The organism is Pseudomonas sp. HT11, assembly GCF_044875395.1.
Lineage (GTDB): Bacteria > Pseudomonadota > Gammaproteobacteria > Pseudomonadales > Pseudomonadaceae > Aquipseudomonas.
On the sequence record NZ_CP173217.1, the window covers coordinates 4,458,724 to 4,482,957 of the forward strand.

26 protein-coding genes are annotated in these 24,234 nt (G+C 61.1%); 4 read left to right on the forward strand and 22 right to left on the reverse strand.

What is annotated here, in order from left to right:
- Positions 1–9 precede the first annotated feature (9 nt).
- Positions 10–291 (forward strand): pyrimidine/purine nucleoside phosphorylase, encoded by a 282-nt coding sequence (locus ABWL43_RS20565; RefSeq protein WP_106576484.1) that lies wholly within the window; start codon positions 10–12, stop codon positions 289–291.
- Between the two features lie 64 nt (positions 292–355).
- Here the strand turns inward: ABWL43_RS20565 and ABWL43_RS20570 are convergent, their stop codons facing one another.
- Together ABWL43_RS20570 and ABWL43_RS20575 are read right to left on the reverse strand one after the other, a co-directional pair.
- A complete protein-coding gene (locus ABWL43_RS20570; RefSeq protein ID WP_404484011.1) occupies positions 356–1,162 on the reverse strand; it encodes an MOSC domain-containing protein in 807 nt (268 codons plus the stop codon).
- Between the two features lie 334 nt (positions 1,163–1,496).
- Positions 1,497–2,432, reverse strand: a complete 936-nt coding sequence (locus tag ABWL43_RS20575; protein ID WP_017134971.1) for a chemotaxis protein CheV — start codon at positions 2,430–2,432, stop codon at positions 1,497–1,499.
- A 606-nt stretch (positions 2,433–3,038) separates the two neighbouring features.
- Here ABWL43_RS20575 and ABWL43_RS20580 point away from each other — a divergent pair.
- The 3 genes from ABWL43_RS20580 (at position 3,039) to ABWL43_RS20590 (ending at position 5,389) form a co-directional block, all read left to right on the forward strand.
- Positions 3,039–3,488: a hypothetical protein gene (locus ABWL43_RS20580; RefSeq protein ID WP_404484015.1), complete on the forward strand. Its 450-nt coding sequence runs from the start codon at positions 3,039–3,041 to the stop codon at positions 3,486–3,488.
- Positions 3,489–3,839: 351 nt separating this feature from the next.
- The gene (locus tag ABWL43_RS20585) at positions 3,840–4,733 is read left to right on the forward strand and encodes a sensor histidine kinase (protein ID WP_369301244.1); all 894 of its coding nucleotides are present in this window, start codon (positions 3,840–3,842) and stop codon (positions 4,731–4,733) included.
- A complete protein-coding gene (locus ABWL43_RS20590; RefSeq protein WP_242195599.1) occupies positions 4,730–5,389 on the forward strand; it encodes a response regulator transcription factor in 660 nt (219 codons plus the stop codon). Before ABWL43_RS20585 ends, ABWL43_RS20590 begins: the two co-directional genes overlap by 4 nt.
- Here ABWL43_RS20590 and yegS read toward each other — a convergent pair.
- The 20 genes from yegS to fliQ form a co-directional block, all read right to left on the reverse strand.
- Positions 5,348–6,268 (reverse strand): lipid kinase YegS, encoded by a 921-nt coding sequence (gene yegS, locus ABWL43_RS20595; RefSeq protein ID WP_106576480.1) that lies wholly within the window; start codon positions 6,266–6,268, stop codon positions 5,348–5,350. The two genes, ABWL43_RS20590 and yegS, sit on opposite strands and share 42 nt — an antisense overlap.
- 366 nt (positions 6,269–6,634) lie before the next feature.
- Positions 6,635–7,027, reverse strand: a complete 393-nt coding sequence (locus tag ABWL43_RS20600; RefSeq protein ID WP_145158849.1) for a DUF2802 domain-containing protein — start codon at positions 7,025–7,027, stop codon at positions 6,635–6,637.
- Complete coding sequence (locus ABWL43_RS20605) at positions 7,028–7,513, reverse strand: chemotaxis protein CheW (protein WP_106576477.1); 486 nt, start codon at positions 7,511–7,513, stop codon at positions 7,028–7,030.
- Between the two features lie 79 nt (positions 7,514–7,592).
- Positions 7,593–8,387 carry a CheW domain-containing protein gene (locus ABWL43_RS20610; protein ID WP_404484020.1) on the reverse strand — a complete coding sequence of 265 codons (795 nt, stop codon included), beginning with the start codon at positions 8,385–8,387 and terminating at the stop codon, positions 7,593–7,595.
- Positions 8,387–9,175, reverse strand: a complete 789-nt coding sequence (locus ABWL43_RS20615) for a ParA family protein (protein WP_014719332.1) — start codon at positions 9,173–9,175, stop codon at positions 8,387–8,389. The genes ABWL43_RS20610 and ABWL43_RS20615 overlap by 1 nt, the downstream gene beginning before the upstream one ends.
- Positions 9,176–9,225: 50 nt before the next feature.
- On the reverse strand, positions 9,226–10,113 hold the full coding sequence (gene motD / locus ABWL43_RS20620; RefSeq protein WP_145158853.1) for a flagellar motor protein MotD: 888 nt from the start codon (positions 10,111–10,113) through the stop codon (positions 9,226–9,228).
- Positions 10,114–10,141: 28 nt separating this feature from the next.
- A complete protein-coding gene (locus tag ABWL43_RS20625; RefSeq protein WP_145158855.1) occupies positions 10,142–10,882 on the reverse strand; it encodes a flagellar motor protein in 741 nt (246 codons plus the stop codon).
- The gene (locus ABWL43_RS20630) at positions 10,882–12,003 is read right to left on the reverse strand and encodes a chemotaxis response regulator protein-glutamate methylesterase (protein ID WP_145158858.1); all 1,122 of its coding nucleotides are present in this window, start codon (positions 12,001–12,003) and stop codon (positions 10,882–10,884) included. The genes ABWL43_RS20625 and ABWL43_RS20630 overlap by 1 nt, the downstream gene beginning before the upstream one ends.
- A 49-nt stretch (positions 12,004–12,052) precedes the next feature.
- A complete protein-coding gene (locus ABWL43_RS20635) occupies positions 12,053–14,311 on the reverse strand; it encodes a chemotaxis protein CheA (RefSeq protein WP_404484024.1) in 2,259 nt (752 codons plus the stop codon).
- A gap of 11 nt (positions 14,312–14,322) precedes the next feature.
- Positions 14,323–15,111, reverse strand: a complete 789-nt coding sequence (locus ABWL43_RS20640) for a protein phosphatase CheZ (RefSeq protein WP_145158861.1) — start codon at positions 15,109–15,111, stop codon at positions 14,323–14,325.
- A gap of 18 nt (positions 15,112–15,129) precedes the next feature.
- On the reverse strand, positions 15,130–15,504 hold the full coding sequence (locus ABWL43_RS20645; RefSeq protein WP_005790040.1) for a chemotaxis response regulator CheY: 375 nt from the start codon (positions 15,502–15,504) through the stop codon (positions 15,130–15,132).
- A 168-nt stretch (positions 15,505–15,672) separates the two neighbouring features.
- Entirely contained in the window at positions 15,673–16,413 is a 741-nt protein-coding gene (fliA, locus tag ABWL43_RS20650; RefSeq protein WP_016973417.1) for an RNA polymerase sigma factor FliA, read from the reverse strand.
- A complete protein-coding gene (fleN, locus tag ABWL43_RS20655) occupies positions 16,410–17,243 on the reverse strand; it encodes a flagellar synthesis regulator FleN (RefSeq protein WP_003192912.1) in 834 nt (277 codons plus the stop codon). The genes fliA and fleN overlap by 4 nt, the downstream gene beginning before the upstream one ends.
- 106 nt (positions 17,244–17,349) lie before the next feature.
- The gene (flhF, locus tag ABWL43_RS20660; protein WP_106576470.1) at positions 17,350–18,666 is read right to left on the reverse strand and encodes a flagellar biosynthesis protein FlhF; all 1,317 of its coding nucleotides are present in this window, start codon (positions 18,664–18,666) and stop codon (positions 17,350–17,352) included.
- 11 nt (positions 18,667–18,677) lie between these two features.
- Positions 18,678–20,792: a flagellar biosynthesis protein FlhA gene (gene flhA / locus ABWL43_RS20665; RefSeq protein ID WP_197629768.1), complete on the reverse strand. Its 2,115-nt coding sequence runs from the start codon at positions 20,790–20,792 to the stop codon at positions 18,678–18,680.
- Between the two features lie 474 nt (positions 20,793–21,266).
- On the reverse strand, positions 21,267–21,470 hold the full coding sequence (locus ABWL43_RS20670) for a cold-shock protein (protein ID WP_145158863.1): 204 nt from the start codon (positions 21,468–21,470) through the stop codon (positions 21,267–21,269).
- 42 nt (positions 21,471–21,512) lie between these two features.
- The gene (locus ABWL43_RS20675; RefSeq protein ID WP_404484030.1) at positions 21,513–21,713 is read right to left on the reverse strand and encodes a cold-shock protein; all 201 of its coding nucleotides are present in this window, start codon (positions 21,711–21,713) and stop codon (positions 21,513–21,515) included.
- A gap of 319 nt (positions 21,714–22,032) precedes the next feature.
- Positions 22,033–23,169, reverse strand: coding sequence for a flagellar biosynthesis protein FlhB (gene flhB / locus ABWL43_RS20680; protein WP_404484032.1), 1,137 nt, complete (start codon positions 23,167–23,169; stop codon positions 22,033–22,035).
- 3 nt (positions 23,170–23,172) lie between these two features.
- Positions 23,173–23,958: a flagellar biosynthetic protein FliR gene (fliR, locus tag ABWL43_RS20685; RefSeq protein WP_064453451.1), complete on the reverse strand. Its 786-nt coding sequence runs from the start codon at positions 23,956–23,958 to the stop codon at positions 23,173–23,175.
- A gap of 4 nt (positions 23,959–23,962) precedes the next feature.
- Positions 23,963–24,232, reverse strand: coding sequence for a flagellar biosynthesis protein FliQ (gene fliQ / locus ABWL43_RS20690; RefSeq protein ID WP_003214552.1), 270 nt, complete (start codon positions 24,230–24,232; stop codon positions 23,963–23,965).
- Between the last annotated feature and the right edge of the window lie 2 nt (positions 24,233–24,234).

The following is a 24,234-nucleotide window of genomic DNA, read 5'->3' on the forward strand; positions in this document are numbered from 1 at the left end:
GATTCACCCATGTTTAAAGTCAACGAATACTTCGACGGCACCGTCAAGTCGATCGCTTTCGGCACCGCAGAAGGTCCGGCGACCATCGGCGTAATGGCACCGGGTGAATACGAATTCGGCACCGCCCAGCGTGAAATCATGCACGTGGTGTCCGGCGCCCTGACCGTGAAACTGCCTGACGCCGACTGGGAAACCTTCGCTGCCGGCAGCCAGTTCAACGTACCGGCCAACAGCAAGTTCCAGCTGAAGGTCGCGGTAGACACTGCTTACCTGTGCGAATACCGCGGCTAAGGGTTGCACCGGTCAAAAAAATGCCCGTCTCGCAGGAGACGGGCATTTTTTATGCGCGAACGTGTTACTCGATGACGGTCACCGGCATGCCCACTTGTAGACGGCCCAAGTCATCGTTGACCAGGTTCTGGCCGAACAGGGCGCCGTGTTCCGTCTTGCGATAGGCATCGAGCGTGGCGAAGGGTTCGCGATCGGCACTGCGTTCGCCGGTCGCGGGGTCGATCGTGGTGAGGATGCAACGAGCGCAGGGCTTGACCACTCGGAACTCAACGTCGCCGATACGCAGGCGTTTCCAGCCGTCTTCGGCGTACGCTTGACTGCCTTCGATCACCAGATTGGGACGAAAACGCAGCATTTCCATAGGCCGGCCGACCTGTCGGGAAAGGTCGTCCACGGACGCCTGGCCGATCAACAACAGCGAGTAGCCGTCGGCAAACGCCACCTGGTCGTCATCTTTGCCGAAACCGGCCTCGGTGGTGCGTGCACGGGCCAGTGGCATCTGCACCAGCCGCGTGGCTTTGCCGATAAAGTCACTGACCCAGGCCGCCGCCGCATCGCCGGCATCCGGCACACGCAGGGTATCGCGCCAGATCGTCACCCCGCGCAGTTCGGCGTCGCTGCCGGGCAAGGCCACCTCCAGCGGCGCCATGCCTGGCGTGCTCAGGGTCAAGCCACCGGCGCTGTTCCACAACGCCGACAACTGGCTCATCTTCGCCACCGCCCGCTGCGTCAGAAATCGCCCGCTGGCTGCGTCCACCAACATCCAGCGTCGATCCCCGTCCAGCCCGAGTTGATCCAGACCGACCTGCTGCAAGGCTTCGGCCTTGCCGGACTTCAAGGGATAACGGTACAACGCGCTGAGACGAAGCATGAGCCTGCGTTCCTGAGGGGACAAAGCGCCACCCTATAGCAGGCAGTCCCAGGAATCAAAGGACGACGCCCCCACAGCCAACAAGCAGGTGCAACGCGCAGACTCAGCGTGCCACCCAGACTTACCCTGGCGCGCGGCCTTCTGTGGCGAGCGGGCTTACCGTGGCGAGCGGGCTTGCCCCGCGTTGGGCTGCGAAGCAGCCCCAGAACCAGACGCCGCGGTTCTACTGAGACACCGCAGCATCCTTACGGGGCCGCTGCGCAGCCCAACGCAGGGCAAGCCTGCTCGCCACAAAGAGCCGGCTCGCCCAACTACAGCTTCCCCTTAAAGACAATCAGGCCGGCACTTCATCCAGCATCAGGCGTTGGCGCACCACATCCACCAGCTTGTCGGGCTGGAATTTGGACAGGAAGTTATCGCAACCGACCTTTTTCACCATCGAGTCGTTGAAACTGCCCGACAGCGAGGTGTGCAGCACCACGTAAAGCCCACGCAGGCGCGGATCGTTGCGGATTTCAGTGGTCAGGCGGTAGCCGTCCATCTCCGGCATTTCGGCGTCGGTAAAGATCATCAGCAGTTTGTCGGTCATCACCTGGCCGCTGTCGGCCCAGGCCTTGAGCATGTTCAGCGCCTTGAGGCCATCACTGGCGATGTGCATTTTCACCCCAAGCTGGCCAAGGGTGTCGCGCAATTGCGACAGGGCCACATTGGAGTCGTCCACCAGCAGCACTTCGCGGCCACGGGCGCGCTCCAGCACCGGGTCTTCGAGTTTCTCGCGGGAGACCTTGGCGTTGTACGGCACGATTTCGGCGAGGACTTTTTCCACGTCGATGATTTCCACCAACTGGTCATCGACCTTGCTGATGGCGGTGAGGTAATGCTGGCGACCGGCGCTGGCCGGTGGCGGCAGGATGGCTTCCCAGTTCATGTTGACGATGCGGTCCACACCGCCCACCAGGAACGCCTGCACCGAGCGGTTGTACTCGGTGACGATAATCGTGCTGTTGGGCCCCGGCACCAGCGGACGCATGCCAATCGCCTGCGACAGGTCGATCACCGGCAGGGTCTGGCCGCGCAGGTTGACCACGCCACACACAAACGGATGACGCTGGGGCATCAAGGTCAGCTTGGGCAACTGCAGGACTTCCTGCACCTTGAACACATTGATCGCGAACAGCTGCCGCCCGGCCAGGCGAAACATGAGAATCTCCAGGCGATTCTCACCCACCAGTTGCGTGCGTTGATCTACCGTGTCGAGAATGCCGGCCATTAAAAGCTCCTGATGTGGTGTGTGTGCGGCTGGTTCAGCGGGTCGGGTATCGCGACCCTGCCGACCAACGCGCCGTCTTTGAATTCTTCGCGAGCATGCTTGCGTCTATGCTCGTTATCGGCGGCGATCGCCAGAGCTTGACCCCGGTAAAATGCCACGTAAATTCATTGATGTCACACTGACATCATGGTTTACTGCAACGGCCTCTTCAAATGGCACTGCAGCACCGTCGCGCGACCTTCAAATCGACGTGAGGTTCCGCTGCGTAAGGGAATCCCCTATACACAATCAGGCCCAACCTGATATTCGCGATATCTAATAGCCATTAATGTGACGCCATTCTCATTGCATGAATGGAGTCAGGCTTTTGTTTGCCATCCCAAGCCCTCGGCCCACGGGTCTTTCAGAGATTGCCGTGGCGGCATCCAAAGTTGTGCAAGCGACCCGAATGACCAGGGCCACTCGCGGCTACCGTGATCATTCTAATAACGGTCCTACTCGAATTTCGGAAGCGGGCTACAGATTTCAGTCATATTTCAGCGGTAGGTTTACGCCATTCACCCGGTGCGGCATCTCATCACCCGAGCTTATGTTGCGGAGACATGCATGATGAATAACGCAAACGAATGGCAAACTGCACTTCCCGAATTCCTGCTTGAGGCCGAGATGCTCCTGGCCAAGTCGCAAGAGTGCTTGAACCACTTGCACCTGATTCGCAACGACAGCGATGCCATCGACTGCATGAAAATCAGTTTGAGCAAGCTGGCTGAAAAGGCCGAAGGCCTGGCCCTGCAGGCGATCAGCGAATTCTCTCGGCATATTCAAAACCTGATTGCCAATGCCGCCTGCCCCATGGAACTGCATGACCAGGCGCTGAACGCCTTGCACGACTGCCTGACATTACTGGCCTGGCAACTGGAGTTGATCGACACCCGCACCGGCGAACTGGCCCTGGATGAAAGCGAGCAAACTAAATTGATTGCGACAGTCACCTTGCAGATCCCGCAAAAAAACTTCGGTTATAAACCGCAGCAACGCTTACATCACACCTCATGAAGGGGTGAGAGGTCGTATTTAATCAGTGAGTTATCTAATAACGACAGCAACATATCAATTAGCCATCAGCGCTATAACTCTGCACACCCACTTCATTAATACAACGGCCTGCTGTTTCAACTCCGGGACCCTCTAACGCGCAGACTTGGGCCCTGAGTATTTATGCGTGGTTGTTAACCCCTCAGGCGAGTCGCCAGGCGACCAACGGTAATAGTGGTGGTACTATGCCCCGCTCGAAGTGAATCAACTTCATGATGTATAAAAGATGTTTCGGCACCGCATATCAAACAAAGCCCCGTCAGCCGCCGTGACCGGTCTTCCCGCAGCGAACCTTCATTGGCTCCATCCGCTATGTACGCCAGCTTAAAGTCACTCATCGCAAGATCCGTGTCCCGCAGCAATGCCCGCCGCATCGTTCTCGCCCTGTGCCTTTGCTCATTGCTGGTCAGCCTGTGGGCCTATACCCGTTCCGCGCCGTTGCCGTTATTGATCCCTTTGCTCAACCTGGCCACGTTGCTGGTGGTGGGCGTGCAACAGTGGCGCTCGCGCAAATCGATAAAATTCCAGCCGCAGGAATTGGCCGATCGCTTGCTGCAAGTACAGGAAAACGAAAGACATCGCCTCAGCCGCGAATTGCATGACGACATCGGCCAGTTGCTCACTGCCGCCAAGCTGCAAAGCGAATGGCTCAAGCGCCGCTTGCCGCCAGACCTGCAAAGCCAGTGCACGGTGCTGTGCAACACCTTGAATGAAACCCTGGCCAAAGTGCGCGACGTCTCGGCCATTCTCAACCCCAGGCAGCTGGCCAGCCTGGGGTTGGAAGCCAGCCTGCGCGCGCACCTGCTCAAGACCCTGGAAAACACCCCGGTGCACTGGAGCCTGGAATGCCAGCAACGGCTGACCGGTATTCCCGAAGAGATGGCCGTGGCGGCCTTTCGGATCACCCAGGAAGCGGTGACCAACATGCTTCGCCATGCCCAGGCGCACAACTTGCTGGTGCGCCTGCAACGCCTGCCCGAAGGCCTGTCGCTGATGATCTGCGATGACGGCCAGGGCTTCTCGCCTGCCATCAACCCCGGCCTGGAAGGCCAACGGGGCATGGCCGGCATGTCCGAGCGGATAGATCAGTTAGGGGGCACTTTGTCCGTCAACAGCCAGCCTGGCAAAGGGACCCGGATCGACGCACTTTTCCCCTGGGCGCCGCGCGCCCTCGAACGGGCCAGTTCCCCTAAGGTTCTCGAGTGACCTGCAATTTACTTCTGGTGGATGACCACGCACTGATTCGGGCCGGCGTACGCGCGCTGATCCAGGATATTCCCGGCTACACCGTGATCGGTGAAGCCAATGATGGTGCGCAGTTACTGGAAAAATTCAGCGCACTGCAGCCGGATATCGTGCTGCTGGACCTGTCGATGAAGCACGTCGGTGGCCTGGACGCATTGCAGCAACTCAAGGCGGCCTACCCCAAAAGCAAAGTGCTGATCCTGTCGATGCACACCGACCCGGAGCTGATCATGCGGGCGCTGGAGTCCGGCGCCCATGGCTACCTGCTCAAGGACACCACCGCCAACGAGCTGGAACACGCCCTGCTCGCCTTGCGCAACAACGAACGCTACCTGAGCCCGGCGATTGCCCACACCGTGATCAATCAGGCGCTGATCCGCAGCCAGGGTCCCACTTCCCCCGTCGCCCACAGCCACAACCTCACGGCGCGTCAGCTGGAAATCCTGCGCCTGATCGTGCGCGGCAAATCCACCCGGGAGATCGCCCACGGCCTGGGCCTGAGCATCAAGACCGTGGAGGCGCATCGCTCGCAAATCATGAAGCGCCTGCAGATATTCGACGTGGCGGGCCTGGTGCTATTCGCCGTTCGCGAGCAGATCATCAGCCTGGACGATTAGCGGCGAATTCAGCGGCAGGTGCACACGCAAGGCTTTGGGCAGTGCAGAGAACCGCAGGTCATCGCCTTTTAACGGTTCACCGTCCAGGTTGATGTACAGCCCTTCGGCCACCTTGATCTCGACCCACGGCAGGCGCGCGCGCACAAACATGTTGTCCAGGCCCCAGCCGTCGCTCATCAGGGTCATCAGCGTGCCAACCACCTCCTGAGGTGCCGGCAGAATGCTGATATCCAGCAAGCCGTCGTCGGCCAACGCGCCAGGGCACAGCACATGGCCGCCGCCCGCCTGGCGACCGTTGCCGATCCCCAGCGCGAGCAGGTCGCCCTTCCAATGAAAGCCCGGCCCCTCCAGCTCGCCATAGGCGGCCTTCAGTTCACTGAAACGCGTCAGCCCGGTAAACAGGTAGGCCGCGCCGCCGAGGACTTTTTTCAGGTCTTCGGAGGTGTTGGCCGTGACCTGGCTGCCAAACCCGCCGGTGGCCATATTGAGGAACATTTGCCCGCCGGCCTGGCCGAGGTCGATGGCCCTGGGCGGTACGTCCAGCAGCGCCAGCGCGTGCGCAGGCTGCAGCGGAACGCCGGCGGCGCGGGCAAAATCATTGGCGGTGCCCAACGGCATCAGCACCAGGCTGGCGTCGGTCTTGGCCAGCGCCATGGCTTCGGCCACATCACGCAAAGTGCCGTCGCCACCGCCGGCGATCAGGTGGGTATAGCCGTCGGCCAGGGCCTCATTGACGATGCGCTGGGCGTCGCCGCCCTCCCAAGTGACCCGCACCGCCAGCTCCCAGCCCTGCTCACGACGGGCCTGCACGGCGGCGCGCACATCCTCGTTGAGGGCTTGCTTGCCGTGCAGGATCAACAGTGCCTTGGGGGTGGTCATGCGGGGATTCTCCTGGGTTCAAAGGTGCTTGAAGGATGTGGACATTGGCCGGAGAGAAAAAAGCCATCGGGGACGCAAATTTATTGGTCGCCTGGAAGTTATCCATCGCGTTGCACATCGATACCTTGCCGTTGGGCACAGGTTCTACGCCATCCCATTGCTTGCCGTCGGCAGACAGCTCATGCAACTGGATTGAACAGTCGGCGTAAATGCTCGCCTGCACCCTGTAATCCGTCACAGGCCGAGGCGCAAATGTCAGGCGGCACCTATCGAGTGCGCCTGGTGTACCGAGGTGTCCGCATCGCAGGCAAGCCAGCTCCCACAGGAAAGCCAGCCCGCAACGTCGGACAGGTGCAGCAACCTACGTCAGCTTTTGTGCAACTTACTCATCAATTGCGCTTCAGCCTGGGTCAAGCCACACGACTGCGTCAGCTCATCCACGGTCGCGCCCATGCCCACCAGCTTCGCCGCCTGGGCGAACGACAGGCTCGAAGGGTCGCGTTGTTCGATCTGCGCCAGCTTGTCCGGCAGCGGCCCGAGAATCGCGCGCAGTTCATGCACCTCGTCCCCGACCTTTACCGCAGTCTGCTGGAAGTGATCCACGCGCTTGACCAGGTCAAGAATGCGCCGGTCACGCACGGCATCGCGCTCGGCCTGTTGCTGGGCCAATTCGCGTTGCTGGCGCATATAGCGCAGCAGGAACGCCACGGTCCCGGCCCACAACAGGGCCAGGACAATCACCGCCGCTTCAAAAAACAATCAGATGTTCTCCAGGTCCTGCCATTCTTCTTCGCTCATCATCTTGTCCAGCTCAACCAGAATCAGCAGTTCGCCGTTCTTGTTGCACACGCCCTGGATGAACTTGGCCGATTCTTCGTTGCCCACGTTCGGCGCGGTTTCCACTTCCGATTGGCGCAGGTAAACCACTTCGGCCACGCTGTCGACCATGATCCCGACCACTTGCTTGTCGGCTTCGATGATGACGATACGCGTGTTGTCGTTAACCTCGGTCGGCACCAGGCCAAAACGCTGGCGGGTGTCGATCACGGTCACCACGTTGCCGCGCAGGTTGATGATGCCCAGCACGTAGCTCGGCGCACCCGGTACCGGCGCGATCTCGGTGTAGCGCAACACTTCCTGCACGCGCATCACGTTGATGCCGTAGGACTCGTTGTCCAGTTTGAAGGTTACCCATTGCAGGATTGGATCATCGACCAAACCTTGTGCGGATGCTGACTTGTTCATTCCTCGGACCCCTTCAAATACCGTTTTCACGGCGTATGTACTTCGCTGACCGCACTTGCATGCGGGCCTTATTGTTCAATCAACTGCGTTTGTTCTGTGGCATCGCTTTTACCGCGCCGCTGGCGATCAACTCAGCCAGCTCGGCGACGTCGAGCAACGCGCACATGTGTTCAATCACGGTGCCGGCCAACCACGGCCGCTGGCCCCGGTGGCTGCGCCATTTGATTTCATTCGGGTCCAGGCGCAACGAGCGGCTGACTTGATGCACCGCCAGCCCCCACTCGTAGCCCTGAACCGAAATCACGTACTGCAAACCCTGGCGGAAGTCATCGCGGTAACGGTCGGGCATGACCCAGCGTGCGGTGTCCAGCACCTTGAGGTTGCCGGCCTGGCTTGGCAGGATGCCGAGAAACCACTCCGGTTGCCCGAACAGCGGCGTCAGCTCCTGACCTTCCAGCGAATAGATCGAGCCCAGGCACACCAGCGGCACCGCCAGGGTCAACCCGGCGACGTCGAACAACAGGCATTCGAACGGCTCGGCGGCCCACGCCGGGCGACCATCCGCGGTGACTGGCGGCGGCGTGATGCTCGGCGGCAGGTGGACTTCCACCACCGGCTCGACCACCACGGGCGCCACGACCGTCGGCGCAATCGGCGCTATCGGCTCAACCACCGGCACGAGGTATGCATCGCGGGCTTGTTCTTCGAGCACTGCCAACTGGAACTCATCCAGCGTGCTTTCGGCCTCTACAACCGGTTCAAGCAGCAGAATCGGTTCCGGCAGTTGCTCTTCGGTCGCCTCCTGCAGCAGGGCATCCAGGTAGGATTCCAGCGCCAGTTGCGGCCGGGTCTTGAGTTCAACGGGACGGTTCATCACGCCACCTGCGCCACAAGCTGTTGCGACAGCAAATGCTTGAGCAACGCGCGGTACGCCAGCACGCCACGGCTTTTGCCATCGAACTGCGAAGGCGTCAGGCCTGCGCGGCTGGCGTCACGCAGGCGCGTGTCGACCGGGATGTAGCCATTCCAGATGGTGTCCGGGTAGGCATCGCGCAATACCCGCAAGGTGCCAAGGGACGCCTGGGTACGACGGTCGAACAACGTCGGCACGATGCTGAACGGCAGCGCCTGCTTGCGCGAACGGTTAATCATCGCCAGCGTGCTGACCATGCGCTCCAGACCTTTGACCGCCAGGTGCTCGGTCTGCACCGGGATCACCAACTGCTGGCTGGCCGCCAAGGCGTTGACCATCAGCACGCCCAGCAGCGGCGGGCTGTCGATGATCGCGTAGTCGAAGTCCTGCCACAGCTGCGCCAGGGTCTTGGCGATCACCAGGCCCAAACCGCTCTGCCCCGGCGACTGACGCTCCAGGGTCGCCAGCGCAGTGCTGGAGGGCAGCAGGGAAATGCTTTCGTTACTGGTGGGCAGCAGCAATTGCCCCGGCAAGTCGGCCGGCACGCTGCCTTTGTGCAGGAACAGGTCGTAGCAGCTGTGTTCCAGCGCATCCGGGTCGTAGCCGAAATAGCTGGTCATCGAGCCATGCGGGTCGAGGTCGACCACGACCACACGCTTGCCCGCCTCGGCCAGCAAGCCGGCTAAAGCGATGGAGGTGGTGGTCTTGCCGACTCCACCCTTTTGATTGGCAACTGCCCAGACTCTCATTCGGTTGGTTCCTCCCGGCAGGCGATGGCGCGACCGAGACATTGCATAAGTTATTGAGCCGGTGACGGAGAATTGACGGCGCTCTGACGAACCGACGGCTTAACGGTTGGCGTAGCAGTTTGTGTGCCAGCCCGCTTCAGTGCCGCATCCGGTGTTGCATTGGCCGTGCCGGTGCCGGTCAGGCTGCGGCGTACATCCAGGTTGCGCGACACCACCAGCACCACGCGACGGTTGCGCGCGCGGCCTTCGGCGGTGGCGTTATTGGCCACCGGCTGGAATTCGCCGTAGCCCACCGACGCCAGCCGACCAGGGTTCACGCCCTGCATTGCAAGCATGCGCACGATGCTTGCGGCGCGCGCCGACGACAGTTCCCAGTTGGTCGGATACTGCGCAGTCGCAATCGGGAAATTGTCGGTAAAGCCTTCCACGTGGATCGGGTTTTCAAACGGTTTGAGGATCGCCGCTACCTTGTCGATGATGGTGAACGCCTGGTCGCTCGGCATCGCATCGGCGCTGGCGAACAGCAGGCTGGAATTCAATTCGATTTCCACCCACAACTCGTTGCCGCGCACAGTCATCTGGTTGGATTTGATCAGGTCGCCAAACGCAGCGCTGATGTCATCGGCAATGCTTTTGAGCGGGTCGCTGGTGCCACCGATGCCGGCGGCGGTTTCGTCGCTGTCGTTGACCAGCGGCTTGGCCGGGGTCACGGTCTTGGGCCGCTCTTCGCCAATGGGGATCGGCTTGAGGGCACGGTCGGCGTCGTTGAACACGCCGATCAGCGCCTGGGAAATGACTTTGTACTTGCCTTCGTTGATCGACGAGATGGAGTACATCACCACAAAAAACGCGAACAGCAAGGTAATGAAGTCGGCGTAGGACACCAGCCAGCGTTCATGGTTGACGTGCTCTTCAGGCTCGCGGCGGCGACGGCTCACAAACTCCCTCCTACACAAAGCATGCCCATCAATCCATGAAGCCCTGAAGCTTCAATTCGATGGAGCGCGGGTTTTCACCCTCGGCAATCGACAAGAGGCCTTCCAGCAACATTTCGCGGTAACGCGACTGGCGCATGGCAATCGACTTGAGCTTGCTCGCCACCGGCAGCAATACCAGGTTGGCACTCGCCACGCCGTAGATGGTGGCGACAAACGCCACGGCAATGCCGCTGCCCAGCTGCGACGGATCGGCCAGGTTGCCCATCACGTGGATCAAGCCCATCACCGCACCAATGATGCCGATGGTCGGCGCGTAGCCGCCCATGCTTTCAAAGACTTTGGCGGCGTTGATGTCGCGGCTTTCCTGGGTGTAGAAATCCACCTCGAGGATGCTGCGGATCGCCTCCGGTTCCGCGCCGTCCACCAGCAATTGCAGGCCTTTGCGCGCGTAGCTGTCGGGCTCGGCATCGGCCACGCCTTCCAGGCCCAGCAGGCCTTCCTTGCGGGCGGTGAGGCTCCAGTTGACCACGCGGTCGATGCCGCCTGGCAGGTCGACGCGTGGCGGGAAAATGATCCACACCAGAATCTGCATGGCGCGCTTGAACGAACTCAGGGGCGATTGCAGCAACGCGGCGCCCACGGTGCCGCCGATTACGATCAGTGCCGCCGGGCCGTTGGCCAAGGCGCCAAGGTGGCCGCCTTCAAGGTAGTTGCCGCCGATAATCGCGACAAACGCCATGGTGATGCCAATCAGGCTCAAGACATCCATCAGAGGCAGGCCTCCACCAGATGCTTGCCGATGTCGTCCAGGCTGTAGACGGCGTCGGCCAGGTCAGCCTTGACGATGGCCATGGGCATGCCATAGATCACGCAGCTGGCTTCGTCCTGGGCCCAAATGGCGCTGCCGCCCTGCTTGAGCAGGCGCGCGCCTTCACGGCCGTCGGCGCCCATGCCGGTGAGCACCACCGCCAGAACTTTGTCGCCGTAGGACTTGGCCGCCGAACCGAAGGTGATGTCCACGCACGGCTTGTAGTTGAGGCGCTCGTCGCCCGGCAGGATTTTGATCGCGCCACGGCCATCGACCATCATCTGCTTGCCGCCCGGGGCCAGCAGCGCCAGGCCAGGACGCAGGATGTCGCCATCCTCGGCTTCCTTGACGCTGATGCGGCACAGCTTGTCCAGGCGCTCGGCGAACGCTTTGGTAAAGGCAGCCGGCATGTGCTGGATCAGCACAATCGGCGCAGGGAAGTTGGCCGGCAGTTGGGTCAATACCCGCTGCAAGGCCACCGGGCCGCCGGTAGAGGTGCCGATAGCGACAAGCTTGTAGGCTTTGCGCTTGGGCGCAGGCGAATGCGCGCTCGGTGCAGCGGCGCGCACCGGCGGTGCCGCAGGGCGTGCCACGGGCGCAGGTGCCGGGCGCGCAAACGACGACGTCGGCGCAGCAGGCGCTGCCACCGGGGCCGGCGCCGGCGCACTGGACAGGCTGCGACGGTTACTGCGCGAAATGCTGTGCACCTTCTCGCACAGCATCTGCTTGACCTTCTCGGGGTTGCGCGAGATGTCTTCGAAATTCTTCGGCAGGAAGTCCACGGCACCCGCGTCCAGCGCATCCAGGGTGACCCGGGCGCCTTCGTGCGTGAGCGAGGAGAACATCAACACCGGAGTCGGGCAGCGCTGCATGATGTGCCGAACAGCCGTGATGCCATCCATCATCGGCATCTCGTAGTCCATGGTGATCACGTCCGGCTTCAACGCAATGGCTTGATCAATCGCTTCTTTGCCGTTGGTGGCCGTGCCGACCACCTGGATCGTTGGATCGGCGGAAAGAATTTCCGAGACGCGGCGGCGGAAGAAACCCGAATCGTCCACCACCAGGACCTTGACTGCCATAAACACTCCGTTAGGCGGGGCGGGCATTACCGCCCAAGCCCCACCAGAATCAAATACGCCGTGCGGCGTAACGCTTGAGCATGCTCGGAACATCGAGAATCAGCGCGATCCGACCGTCACCGGTGATAGTCGCACCCGACATGCCCGGGGTTCCCTGCAGCATTTTGCCCAACGGCTTGATGACCACTTCTTCCTGGCCAACCAGTTGATCGACCACAAAGCCGATGCGCTGGGTGCCCACGGACAAGATCACCACATGGCCTTCGCGCTGCTCTTCATGCTTGGCCGAAGCCACCAGCCAGCGCTTGAGGTAGAACAGGGGCAACGCCTTGTCGCGCACGATCACCACTTCCTGGCCGTCCACCACGTTGGTGCGCGACAGGTCGAGGTGGAAGATCTCGTTGACGTTGACCAGCGGGAAGGCGAACGCCTGGTTGCCCAGCATCACCATCAGGGTCGGCATGATCGCCAGGGTCAACGGCACCTTGATGACGATCTTCGAGCCTTGGCCCTTGGTCGAGTAAATGTTGATCGAGCCATTGAGCTGGCTGATCTTGGTCTTCACCACGTCCATGCCCACGCCACGGCCGGACACGTCGGAAATCTCGGTCTTGGTCGAGAAGCCCGGGGCGAAGATCAGGTTGTAGCACTCGGTGTCGGTCAGGCGGTCGGCGGCGTCCTTGTCCATCACGCCACGCTTGACCGCGATATTGCGCAGAATCGTCGGGTCCATGCCTTTGCCGTCATCGGTGATCGACAGCAGGATATGGTCGCCTTCTTGCTCGGCCGCCAGAATCACCTTGCCGTTGCGGGACTTGCCCGAGGCTTCGCGTTCTTCCGGGGTTTCGACGCCGTGGTCGACGGCGTTGCGCACCAAGTGGACCAGCGGGTCGGCCAGGGCCTCGACCAGGTTTTTGTCGAGGTCGGTCTCTTCACCCACCAGTTCCAGGTTGATTTCTTTCTTGAGCTGGCGCGCCAGGTCGCGAACCAGGCGCGGGAAGCGGCCGAAGACTTTCTTGATCGGCTGCATCCGCGTTTTCATCACAGCGGTCTGCAAGTCAGCGGTGACCACGTCGAGGTTCGACACGGCCTTTTGCATGGCTTCATCACCGCTGTTCAGGCCCAGGCGCACCAGACGGTTACGCACCAGCACCAGTTCGCCGACCATGTTCATGATGTCGTCCAGGCGTGCGGTATCAACCCGTACGGTGGTTTCGGCTTCACTGGCAGGCTTCTCGGCCACCGGCGCCGCACCAGCCCGTGCAGGCGCCGGGGCGGCTGCGGGGGCTGGAGCGGGTTTGGCGGCGGCCGGTGCGGCGGCTTTGGCTGGCGCGGGTTTCGCCGCTACCGGGGTGGCGGTCGCCGCGGCGGCCGGGGCCACTTCGGTGAACTTGCCTTTGCCGTGCAATTCATCCAGCAAGGCTTCGAATTCGTGATCGGAGATCAGCCCGTCGCCAGCCGGTTCTGCCGGTTCTGCCGGTTCTGCCGTGGCGGCAGGCGCGGCGGCGGTGGCGGCGGTGGCGGCGGTGGCGGCGGTGGCGGCGGTGGCGGCGACTTCCGGCAAGGCTTCGGCCGCAAAGGTGCCTTTGCCATGCAACTGGTCGAGCAACGCTTCGAATTCGTCGTCGGTAATGTCGGTGTTGGCAGACGCCGCCGGTGCCTGCGGCGCAGCGGCAGGTGCCACGGCGTCGGCGGCGAACTGGCCTTTGCCATGCAACTGGTCGAGCAGCGATTCGAACTCGGCGTCGGTAATATCTTCGCTGGTCGGCGCTGCAGGCGCAGTGGGCGCTTGCGGTGCTTCAGCTTCGGCCTTCACCGCACTGAGGGAGTTGAGCAACTGCTCGAACTCGCTGTCGGTCACATCCGGCTCAGCTTCGACAACCGGCTCAGGCGCCGCTGCCACAGGTGCCGCCGACGTGGCCGGTTCTGCCAGGCGTGCCAGGGCCGCCAGCAGTTCCGGCGTGGCCGCAGTGATCGGTGCACGTTCGCGCACTTCGCTGAACATGCCGTTGACCGCATCCAGTGCTTCGAGAATCACGTCCATCAGTTCCGAGTCGACGTGCCGCTCACCCTTGCGCAGGATGTCGAACACGTTCTCGGCGATGTGACAGCACTCCACCAGCTCATGGAGCTGGAGGAAGCCGGCGCCCCCTTTTACAGTGTGAAAACCGCGAAAAATTGCATTGAGCAGGTTCGCATCATCCGGTCGGCTTTCCAGCTCGACCAGTTGCTCGGACAGTTGCTCTAAAATTTCGCCGGCCTCTACAAGGAAATCCTGAAGGATTTCTTCATCGGCGCCGAAGCTCATGTGGGTGCTCCTTAGAAGCCTAAACTGGATAACAGGTCATCTACGTCATCCTGACCTGACATAACGTCTTCACGTTTATCGGCATGAATCTGCGGACCTTCACCCTTGGCGAGATGTTTTTTTGGATCTTTTTCCGAGAGGATCGCTTCGCGGTCATGTTCGATGCCGGCAAAACGGTCTACCTGGCCGGCCATGAGCACCAGTTTGAGCAGGTTGCTTTCCACTTCGGTGACCAATTGGGTCACGCGCTTGATCACCTGACCGGTGAGGTCCTGGTAATCCTGGGCCAGCAGAATGTCATTGAGGTTGCTGGAAACCGTGCGGTTTTCCTGCTCGCTGCGAGACAGAAAAGCGTCAACCCGACGTGCCAATTCACGAAACTCTTCAGCCCCCACTTCACGACGCATGAAGCGGCCCCAGTCAACGCTGAGCGCCTGAGCGTCGGTGGCCATGCCATTGACCAGCGGCGTGGCGTTTTCCACCAGGTCCATGGTGCGGTTGGCCGCCGCCTCAGTCAGCCTGACCACATAGGACAGGCGTTCGGTGGCATCGGTGATTTGCGAAATTTCTTCGGCCTGGGGCATGTGCGGGTCAATCTGAAAATTGACGATCGCACTGTGCAGCTCGCGCGTGAGCTTGCCCACTTCCTGATACAGGCCGCGGTCACGGGTCTGGTTAAGCTCATGGATCAACTGCACCGCGTCGCCGAAGTGGCCTTTTTCAAGGCTTTCGACCAACTGGTGAGCATGCTTTTTCAGGGTCGACTCAAAGTCTCCCTGCGACGTTTCTTTATGCTCCATAGCTCCCCCGTGGCAGCATCAATGACCGATGCGTTCGAAGATTTTTTCAATCTTCTCTTTCAAGGCCAGTGCAGTGAATGGCTTGACCACGTAGCCGTTTACCCCGGCTTGGGCGGCTTCGATGATCTGTTCACGCTTGGCTTCGGCGGTCACCATCAACACAGGCAGGCTGCGCAGTTTTTCATCGGCGCGCACGTGACGCAGCAGGTCGATACCGGTCATGCCCGGCATGTTCCAGTCGGTTACCAGAAAGTCGATGCTCCCGCTGTTGAGGATCGGAATCGCCGTAATGCCGTCATCCGCCTCGACCGTGTTGGTGAACCCAAGGTCACGCAACAGGTTTTTTATGATCCGCCGCATCGTTGAGAAGTCATCAACGATGAGGATTTTCATGTTCTTGTCCAATTCGACCTCCAAGCAGTCTTAAACGCGCCCAGCACCTGGACGCGCCATTTCAATCAACAGGCGTTACACAAAAAGGACTGCCCAGGGCACCACGGTACGAACCCGCGAAGGCATGAAGCCTTCGCGGTAGCGTCTGCAGTGTCCCCACACTGCCTGTCAGCGCGCGCGCCACTCTCCCAATCGCCCCCGCAAGCGGGCTGCGCACTGGCTGTGCAACTGGCTGACACGCGATTCGCTGACCCCCAGGACCTCACCGATTTCCTTGAGGTTCAGCTCTTCGTCGTAGTACAGCGCCAACACCAGTCGCTCACGCTCCGGCAAATTGGCAATCGCTTCCGCCAGCGCGCCCTGGAAACGTTCGTCCTCCAGGTCGCGTGACGGTTCGAGATGAGCACTCGCGCCGTCCTCGTGCAGCCCTTCGTGTTCGCCGTCCTGCAACAGGTCGTCGAAACTGAACAGGCGGCTGCCCAAGGTATCGTTCAAAATCCCGTAGTAATCGTCGAGACTCAATTGGAGTTCGGCCGCAACTTCATGATCTTTAGCGTCACGACCGGTTTTTGCTTCAATTGCGCGAATTGCGTCACTGACCATGCGCGTATTGCGGTGTACCGAACGCGGCGCCCAATCCCCTTTACGCACTTCATCGAGCATCGCGCCACGGATACGGATACCCGCATACGTCTCGAAACTCGCGCCTTTGCTCGCGTCGTATTTGGTCGACACTTCGAGCAGACCGATCATGCCGGCCTGGATCAGGTCTTCGACCTGCACGCTGGCCGGCAGGCGTGCCAGCAAGTGATAGGCAATGCGCTTGACCAGGGGCGCATAGCGCTCGATCAATTCGCCCTGGCTGTCACGCGCCGACTTTTTGTAAAGGTTGTAGCCGCTGGATGTCATAGCACAGGTCCCGCGCTCGTCTGATGCACCAATCGCTCGACGAAAAACTCCAGATGCCCCCGAGGGTTGGCGGGCAACGGCCAAGTATCGACCTTCTGGGCAATAGCCTTGAACGCCAGTGCGCACTTCGAACGAGGGAACGCTTCGTAGACCGCACGCTGCTTCTGCACAGCCTTGCGTACACACTCGTCATAGGGAACTGCGCCTACATATTGTAAGGCGACATCCAGGAAGCGATCCGTGACCTTGGTCAACTTGGCGAACAGGTTGCGTCCTTCCTGCGGGCTTTGGGCCATGTTGGCCAGCACGCGGAAGCGGTTCATGCCGTAGTCACGGTTAAGCAGTTTGATCAGGGCGTAGGCGTCGGTGATCGAGGTGGGTTCGTCGCAGACCACCAGCAGCACTTCCTGGGCGGCGCGCACGAAGCTGACCACGGACTCGCCGATGCCGGCGGCGGTGTCGATCACCAGCACGTCGAGGTTGTCGCCGATATCGCTGAACGCCTGGATCAGGCCGGCGTGCTGCGCCGGGCTCAGGTGCACCATGCTCTGGGTGCCCGAAGCAGCCGGCACGATGCGAATGCCACCCGGGCCTTGCAGCAGCACATCGCGCAGCTCGCAGCGGCCCTCGATCACATCGGCAAGGGTGTGTTTGGGTGTCAGCCCCAGCAGAACGTCGACGTTCGCCAGGCCCAGGTCAGCATCCAGCAGCATGACGCGACGGCCAAGCTCTGCCAGGGCCAGGGACAAATTCACTGACACGTTAGTTTTCCCGACGCCACCTTTGCCGCCGGTCACCGCGATCACCTGTACGGGATGCATGCTGCCCATTTTATTTCTTTACCTTGTCTTGCTTAGACGCAGGCTACATGGCTTGGCCGCGTGAATCGCTTGCAGACCATCGATGTAGATACATTTCATGGTGTTCATCCTGGCCTTAACCGACCCGCTTGGCGGGGTTGTGGTAAAGGTCGGCGAACATATCGGCCATCGCTTCCTCGCTAGGCTCTTCTTGCATTTGCACACTGACAGCACGGCTGACCAACTGATGACGGCGCGGCAGATGAAGATCATCCGGGATCCGCGGCCCGTCGGTCAGGTAGGCGACCGGTAACTCATGACTGATGGCCAGGCTCAGCACTTCACCCAGGCTCGCGGTTTCATCGAGCTTGGTGAGGATGCAACCGGCCAGGCCGCAACGCTTGTAGCTGTGATATGCAGCGGTAAGAACCTGTTTCTGGCTGGTGGTTGCAAGCACCAGGTAATTTTTTGACTTGATGCCACGCCCGGCCAGGCTTTCGAGCTGCATGCGCAGCGCCGGGTCACTGGCTTGCAGGCCGGCGGTGTCGATCAGCACCACGCGCTTGCGCAGCAGCGGGTCGAGGGCGTTGGCCAGCGACTGGCCCGGGTCAACGTGGGTCACCGTCACATTGAGGATGCGGCCCAGGGTCTTGAGCTGCTCCTGGGCGCCAATGCGGTAGCTGTCCATGCTCACCAGCGCGATATTCTGCGCGCCGTACTTGAGCACATAACGCGCTGCCAGCTTGGCCAGGGTGGTGGTCTTGCCCATGCCGGCCGGACCGACCATGGCAATCACACCGCCCTCTTCCAGGGGTTCGATTTCCGGCGTCACGATCATGCGTGCCAAGTGCGCCAGCAACATGCGCCAGGCCTGGCGTGGTTCTTCAACTTCGGCGGTCAGCGCCAGCAGGTCGCGGGACAACGGGCCAGACAGGCCGATGCGTTGCAGGCGACGCCACAGGTTGGCTTGTTGCGGTTTGCTGCCTTGCAACTGGTTCCACGCCAGCGAGCCCAACTGCACTTCGAGCAGCTCACGCAGGCCGTTGAGCTCAAAGCGCATCGAGTCGAACACGCGCTGGTCGACTGCGGCAGCCGGGGCCGGCGCTGCAGGACGTGGCGGTTCTTTGAATGTCGGTTCAACCAGCGGCTCGGCAGCGGTCAGCGGCAGGCCGGCGAACAACTGGCGGTTGGTGCTGGCATCGCTGTCGCCACGCATGCTCAATTCAGCCTGGGCCGAGACAATCCGCGAGGCCGTCTTGCGCAGCTCGTCTTCGAGCTCCATGTTCGGCACACGCGGCGCCAGCGCCGAGGGGGTGTAATCCAGGGCAGCCGTCAGCTCGACACCGCCGGCAATACGACGGTTTCCGATAATCGCGGCATCGGCGCCCAGCTCATCACGTACCAGTTTCATGGCCTGACGCATATCGGCGGCGAAAAAACGCTTAACTTGCATAACCCACTACCTCAGCCGTTGGGCCCTACTGTCGCGACAATAGTCACTTGCTTGTTGTCAGGAATTTCCTGATAAGCCAAAACGTGCAAATTCGGCACTGCCAGACGTCCAAACCGCGACAACATCGCGCGGACCGGGCCCGCCACCAGCAGAATTACCGGGTGACCCGCCATTTCCTGGCGCTGCGCGGCTTCAATCAAAGAACGCTGCAGTTTTTCCGCCATGCTTGGCTCCAGCAGAACGCCCTCTTCCTGGCCTTGTCCCGCCTTCTGAATACTATTGAGCAATATTTGTTCCAACCTTGGCTCCAAGGTGATCACAGGCAGCTCAGACTCAATCCCTACAATGCTTTGCACGATTGCACGGGACAATCCGACCCGCACCGCCGCCACCAGCGCGGCGGTATCTTGACTCTTGGCGGCGTTGTTCGCGATGGCCTCGGCGATGCTGCGAATGTCGCGCACCGGCACCTGTTCGGCGAGCAAGGCCTGCAACACCTTGAGCAATTGCGACAGCGACAGCACGCCCGGCACCAGTTCTTCGGCCAGTTTTGGCGAGGCCTTGGCCAGCAAACCCATCAATTGCTGGACTTCCTCGTGGCCGATCAGCTCGTGGGAGTGCTTGTACAGGATCTGATTGAGGTGCGTGGCGACCACCGTACTGGCGTCTACCACGGTGTAACCCAGCGATTGCGCCTGGCTGCGCTGGCTGACTTCGATCCATACCGCTTCCAGGCCAAAAGCCGGATCTTTGGCGGTTATGCCGTTGAGCGTGCCGAACACCTGGCCGGGGTTGATCGCCAGTTCGCGGTCGGGGTAAATCTCGGCTTCGGCGAGGATCACGCCCATCAGGGTCAGGCGGTAGGCGCTGGGGGCCAGGTCGAGGTTGTCGCGGATGTGCACGGTCGGCATCAGGAAGCCCAGGTCCTGGGACAGCTTCTTGCGCACGCCCTTGATCCGCGCCAGCAATTGGCCGCCCTGGTTGCGGTCCACCAGCGGAATCAGGCGGTAGCCGACTTCCAGGCCGATCATGTCGATCGGGGTCACGTCATCCCAGCCAAGCTCCTTGGTTTCCTGGGCGCGGGCCGGCGACGGCAGCAGGTCCTGCTGGCGGGCGATTTCCTGCTGGGCCAGGACCTTGACCTGGTTTTGCTTGCGCCAGAACAGGTACGCACCGCCGGCGGCCATGGCCGCCATGCTCAGGAACGAGATGTGCGGCATGCCCGGCACGATGCCCATGATCGCCATGATGCCGGCGGCCACGGCCAGCGCCTTGGGCGAGGCAAACATCTGGCGGCTGATCTGTTTGCCCATGTCTTCGGAGCCCGAAGCACGGGTCACCATGATCGCGGCGGCTGTGGATAACAACAGTGATGGCAATTGCGCCACTAAACCGTCACCGATGGTCAGCAAGGCGTAGACCTTTCCCGCATCGCCGAAGGTCATGCCGTGCTGGAAGATACCAACCGCCATGCCGCCGATCAGGTTGATGAACAGAATCAACAGGCCGGCGATGGCGTCACCGCGCACGAACTTGCTCGCACCGTCCATGGAACCGTAGAACTCGGCTTCCTGGGCCACTTCCAGACGGCGGGCCTTGGCCTGGCCCTGGTCGATCAGGCCGGCGTTGAGGTCGGCGTCGATCGCCATTTGTTTGCCGGGCATCGCGTCGAGGGTAAAGCGCGCGCTCACCTCGGAAATCCGCCCGGCGCCCTTGGTCACCACCACGAAGTTGATGATCATCAGGATCGCGAACACCACGATACCGACCACGTAGTTACCGCCGATCACCACTTCACCGAACGCCTGGATCACCTTACCGGCGGCGGCGTGGCCGTCCTGGCCGTGGAGCATCACCACCCGCGTGGACGCCACGTTCAGCGCCAGGCGCAGCAGGGTCGCGATCAGCAGGATGGTGGGGAATACCGCGAAATCCAGCGGCCGCAGGGCGTACACGCAGACCAGCAGCACGACGACGGACAGGGCAATGTTGAAGGTAAAAAACACGTCGAGCAGGAACGGCGGCATCGGCAACATCATCATTGCCAGCATCACCAGCAACAACAACGGCACACCCAGGTTGCCCCGCGACAGATCAGTCAGGGTGCCACGGGCCGTGTTGAGCATTTGAGAGCGATCTACCACCGGTATTCCTCGTGTTCCTTGAAGCAAAGTTTTGACGCTGAAGCGCGTCCTGGAGGCGGTATTGCAAGAAGCCTTCCAACTTTTGCATTCCAGCTTGAATCCCTTTACCCACGGGGTCGCTGGCTGACAAGAACGTCGAGTGCGAACCGATTCAAGTGTGGGAGCTGGCTTGCCTGCGATTGCGGTGTGCCAGTCACCTGAAGGGCTAGCCGTGAGTCAGTCATCGCAGGCAAGCCAGCTCCCACAGTTGGATCTGTGTGCCTCTGCTGCTAACGAGGCAATTCCGACAATATTTGGGGTTGCCCCTGCGATTTCGCTTTTGGTCCAGAAAGGTCACAACGAGAAGGCGCGCCGGGTATTGCGCAGTTTATTGAGGTCGGACGGTTAAGGGCCGAGCGCGTGCTGGACTGCACTGCTCGCCCCTGCGCTCTTGCGCAGGGGCGAGCAATAAACGGCCTAGAGAACTTCGACCTTTTCGGCCTGTGGCCCTTTCGCGCCCTGAGCGACGTCGAACTTTACTTTTTTACCTTCTTCAAGGGTCTTGAACCCTTCACTGACGATGGCCGAAAAGTGAACAAACACGTCAGACCCGCCCCCATCCTGAGTAATGAAACCAAACCCCTTCTCCGCGTTAAACCACTTCACTGTGCCTGTTGCCATTGCCGCTCTCCTTACATCGGGTTCCATGACCCGCACGGGTCGCTAGATAATCTTGATATGCGACGCGAAGATGCCCTTGGGCCGATGGATCCTCGCGAATTGCACGCGCAGGCCCGTTTTCAACCAAACCCCGCACGAACTTTTGAGATCCACCTGCACCGGCTCATCGCCGCCATCCAGTGCAATCAAGCCTTCCCCGGTTTTCCGGCTATAGGATTTGATCGTGCCCGTTAACGCTTCCATTACCGCTCCCTCTGCATCTCTAACGACCTGTGTGCAGTGTGCTGCCATGGAACCGCGAGCAGGCGGCGCTGGCTACTGTCAGAGTTGACAGGTAGACGGGGGTTAACGACGAGTGGTAGCGGAAGGCGCGACGAACGTACCGTGGCGAGCAGAAGATTTTGTGGCGAGCGGGCTTGCCCCGCGCTGGGCTGCGAAGCGGCCCTAAAACCGAACGCTGCGGTGGGTCTGAGAGAACGCGGTGGGCCTATTGGGGCTGCTGCGCAGCCCAACGCGGGGCAAGCCCGCTCACCACAAGAACCAGCTCGCGACCAATTCAGGATCAGGAATCGCGGCGCAAATCCGGCGGAATCGGCAGATCCTTGAGCGGCTCAGGCCGCTTGCCCTTGCCCGCGCGGTATTGGCGGATCTGATAGACATAGGCCAACACCTGCGCCACGGCCAGGTACAAGCCCGCCGGGATTTCCTGGTCGAGTTCGGTGGAGTAGAAGATCGACCGCGCCAACTCCGGCGACTCCAGCAACAGAATGTCGTTGGCCACGGCGATTTCGCGGATTTTCAGCGCGGTAAAGTCGCTGCCCTTGGCCAACAGCATCGGCGCGCCGCCCTTCTCCGGGTCGTACTTGAGGGCCACGGCGTAGTGAGTCGGGTTGGTGATGACCACGTCGGCATCCGGCACTGCCGCCATCATCTTGCGCTGGGACATTTCGCGCTGCAGCTGGCGAATGCGCTGCTTGACCTCGGGGCGACCTTCCTGGTCTTTGTGCTCGTCGCGCACTTCCTGCTTGGTCATCAGCAGCTTCTTGTGGCTTTCCCACAGCTGGATCGGCGCATCCACGGCGGCGATGATGATCAACCCGCAGGCCATCCACAGCGCGCTCCAGCCCACCACCTGCACGCTGTGGATGATCGCCGACTCCAGCGGCTCATGGGCGATGCGCAGCAAGTCGTCGATGTCGGACGACAACACCGTCAGCGCCACAAACAGGATCAGGATGAACTTCGCCAACGCCTTGAGCAGTTCCACCAGCGCCTTGCTGGAAAACATACGCTTGAGCCCAGCCGCGGGGTTCATCCGGCTGAACTTGGGCGCCATGCTGCCAGCGGCAAACAGCCAGCCGCCCAGGGACACCGGGCCGATCAACGCGGCCAGCAACAAGGTGATGAGCACCGGCTGCACCGCCAGGATCGCGATTTTGCCCGAGTGCAGCAGGTACTGGCCCATGGCGCCGGGGCTGAGCAGCACTTCGCGCGGCAGCGAGAAGTTGAGTTTCATCAACTCCATCATGTCCAGCGCCAGACCGCCGCCGTAAATCAGCAGGCCACCGGCGCCGGCCAGCATGACGGCGAGGGTATTGAGTTCTTTGGAGCGGGCAATCTCACCCTTTTCCCTGGAATCCTTTTTGCGTTTGTCCGTGGGGTCTTCTGTTTTGTCCTGACCACTCTCGCTCTCGGCCATGGCTCAACGCGCCCGTGCCAGATCACGTAAGAACTGCAAGGCGTCGGTCGCCAGCGGTTGATACTGATTGAGAATGTCGGCCATGCCGATCCAGAAAATCCCCATGCCCAACACCAGGGTCAGCGGGAAACCAATCGAGAAAATGTTCAGTTGCGGCGCCGCGCGCGTCATCACGCCAAACGCGATATTGACCACCAGCAGCGCGGTGATCGCCGGCAACACCAGCAACAGCGACGCGCCCAACACCCAGCTCAGGCGCCCCACCAGTTCCCAGAAGTGACTGACCACCAACCCCGAGCCCACCGGCAAGGTGGTGAAGCTTTCGGTCATGACCTCAAACACCACCAGGTGGCCGTTCATGGCCAGAAACAGCAAGGTCACCAGCATGGTCAGGAACTGCCCGATCACCGCCACCGACACGCCGTTGGTGGGGTCGACCATGGACGCAAAGCCCATGCCCATCTGAATCGAAATGATTTGCCCGGCGATCACAAACGCCTGGAAGAACAATGTCAGCGAAAAGCCCAGCAGCGCGCCAATCAATATCTGCTCGGCGATCAGCAGCAAGGCACTCAGGTCCAGCGCGTTCACCGGCGGCATCGGCGGCAGGCCGGGCACGATCACGACGGTAATGGCAAAGGCGAAATACAGGCGGATACGCCGCGGAACCAGGGTGGTGCCGAACACCGGCATGGTCATCAGCACCGCCGTGACGCGGAACATCGGCAAGATGAAAGACGCCACCCAGGTGCTGATCTGGGTGTCGGTCAGTGCCAGCACAGATTGCATGGGGTCAGCCGATCAACTGCGGAATACTGCCGTACAGCTGCAGGATGTATTCCATGAAGGTTTGCACCAGCCACGGGCCGGCGACGATCAAGGTGATCAGCATCACCAGCAACCGCGGGAGGAAGCTCAAGGTCTGTTCGTTGATCTGCGTCGCCGCCTGGAACATCGCCACCAGCAGGCCGACCAACAGGCTCGGCACCACCAGCACGGCGACCATCATGGTGGTCAGCCACAGCGCTTCACGGAACAGGTCGACCGCTACTTCTGGGGTCATGG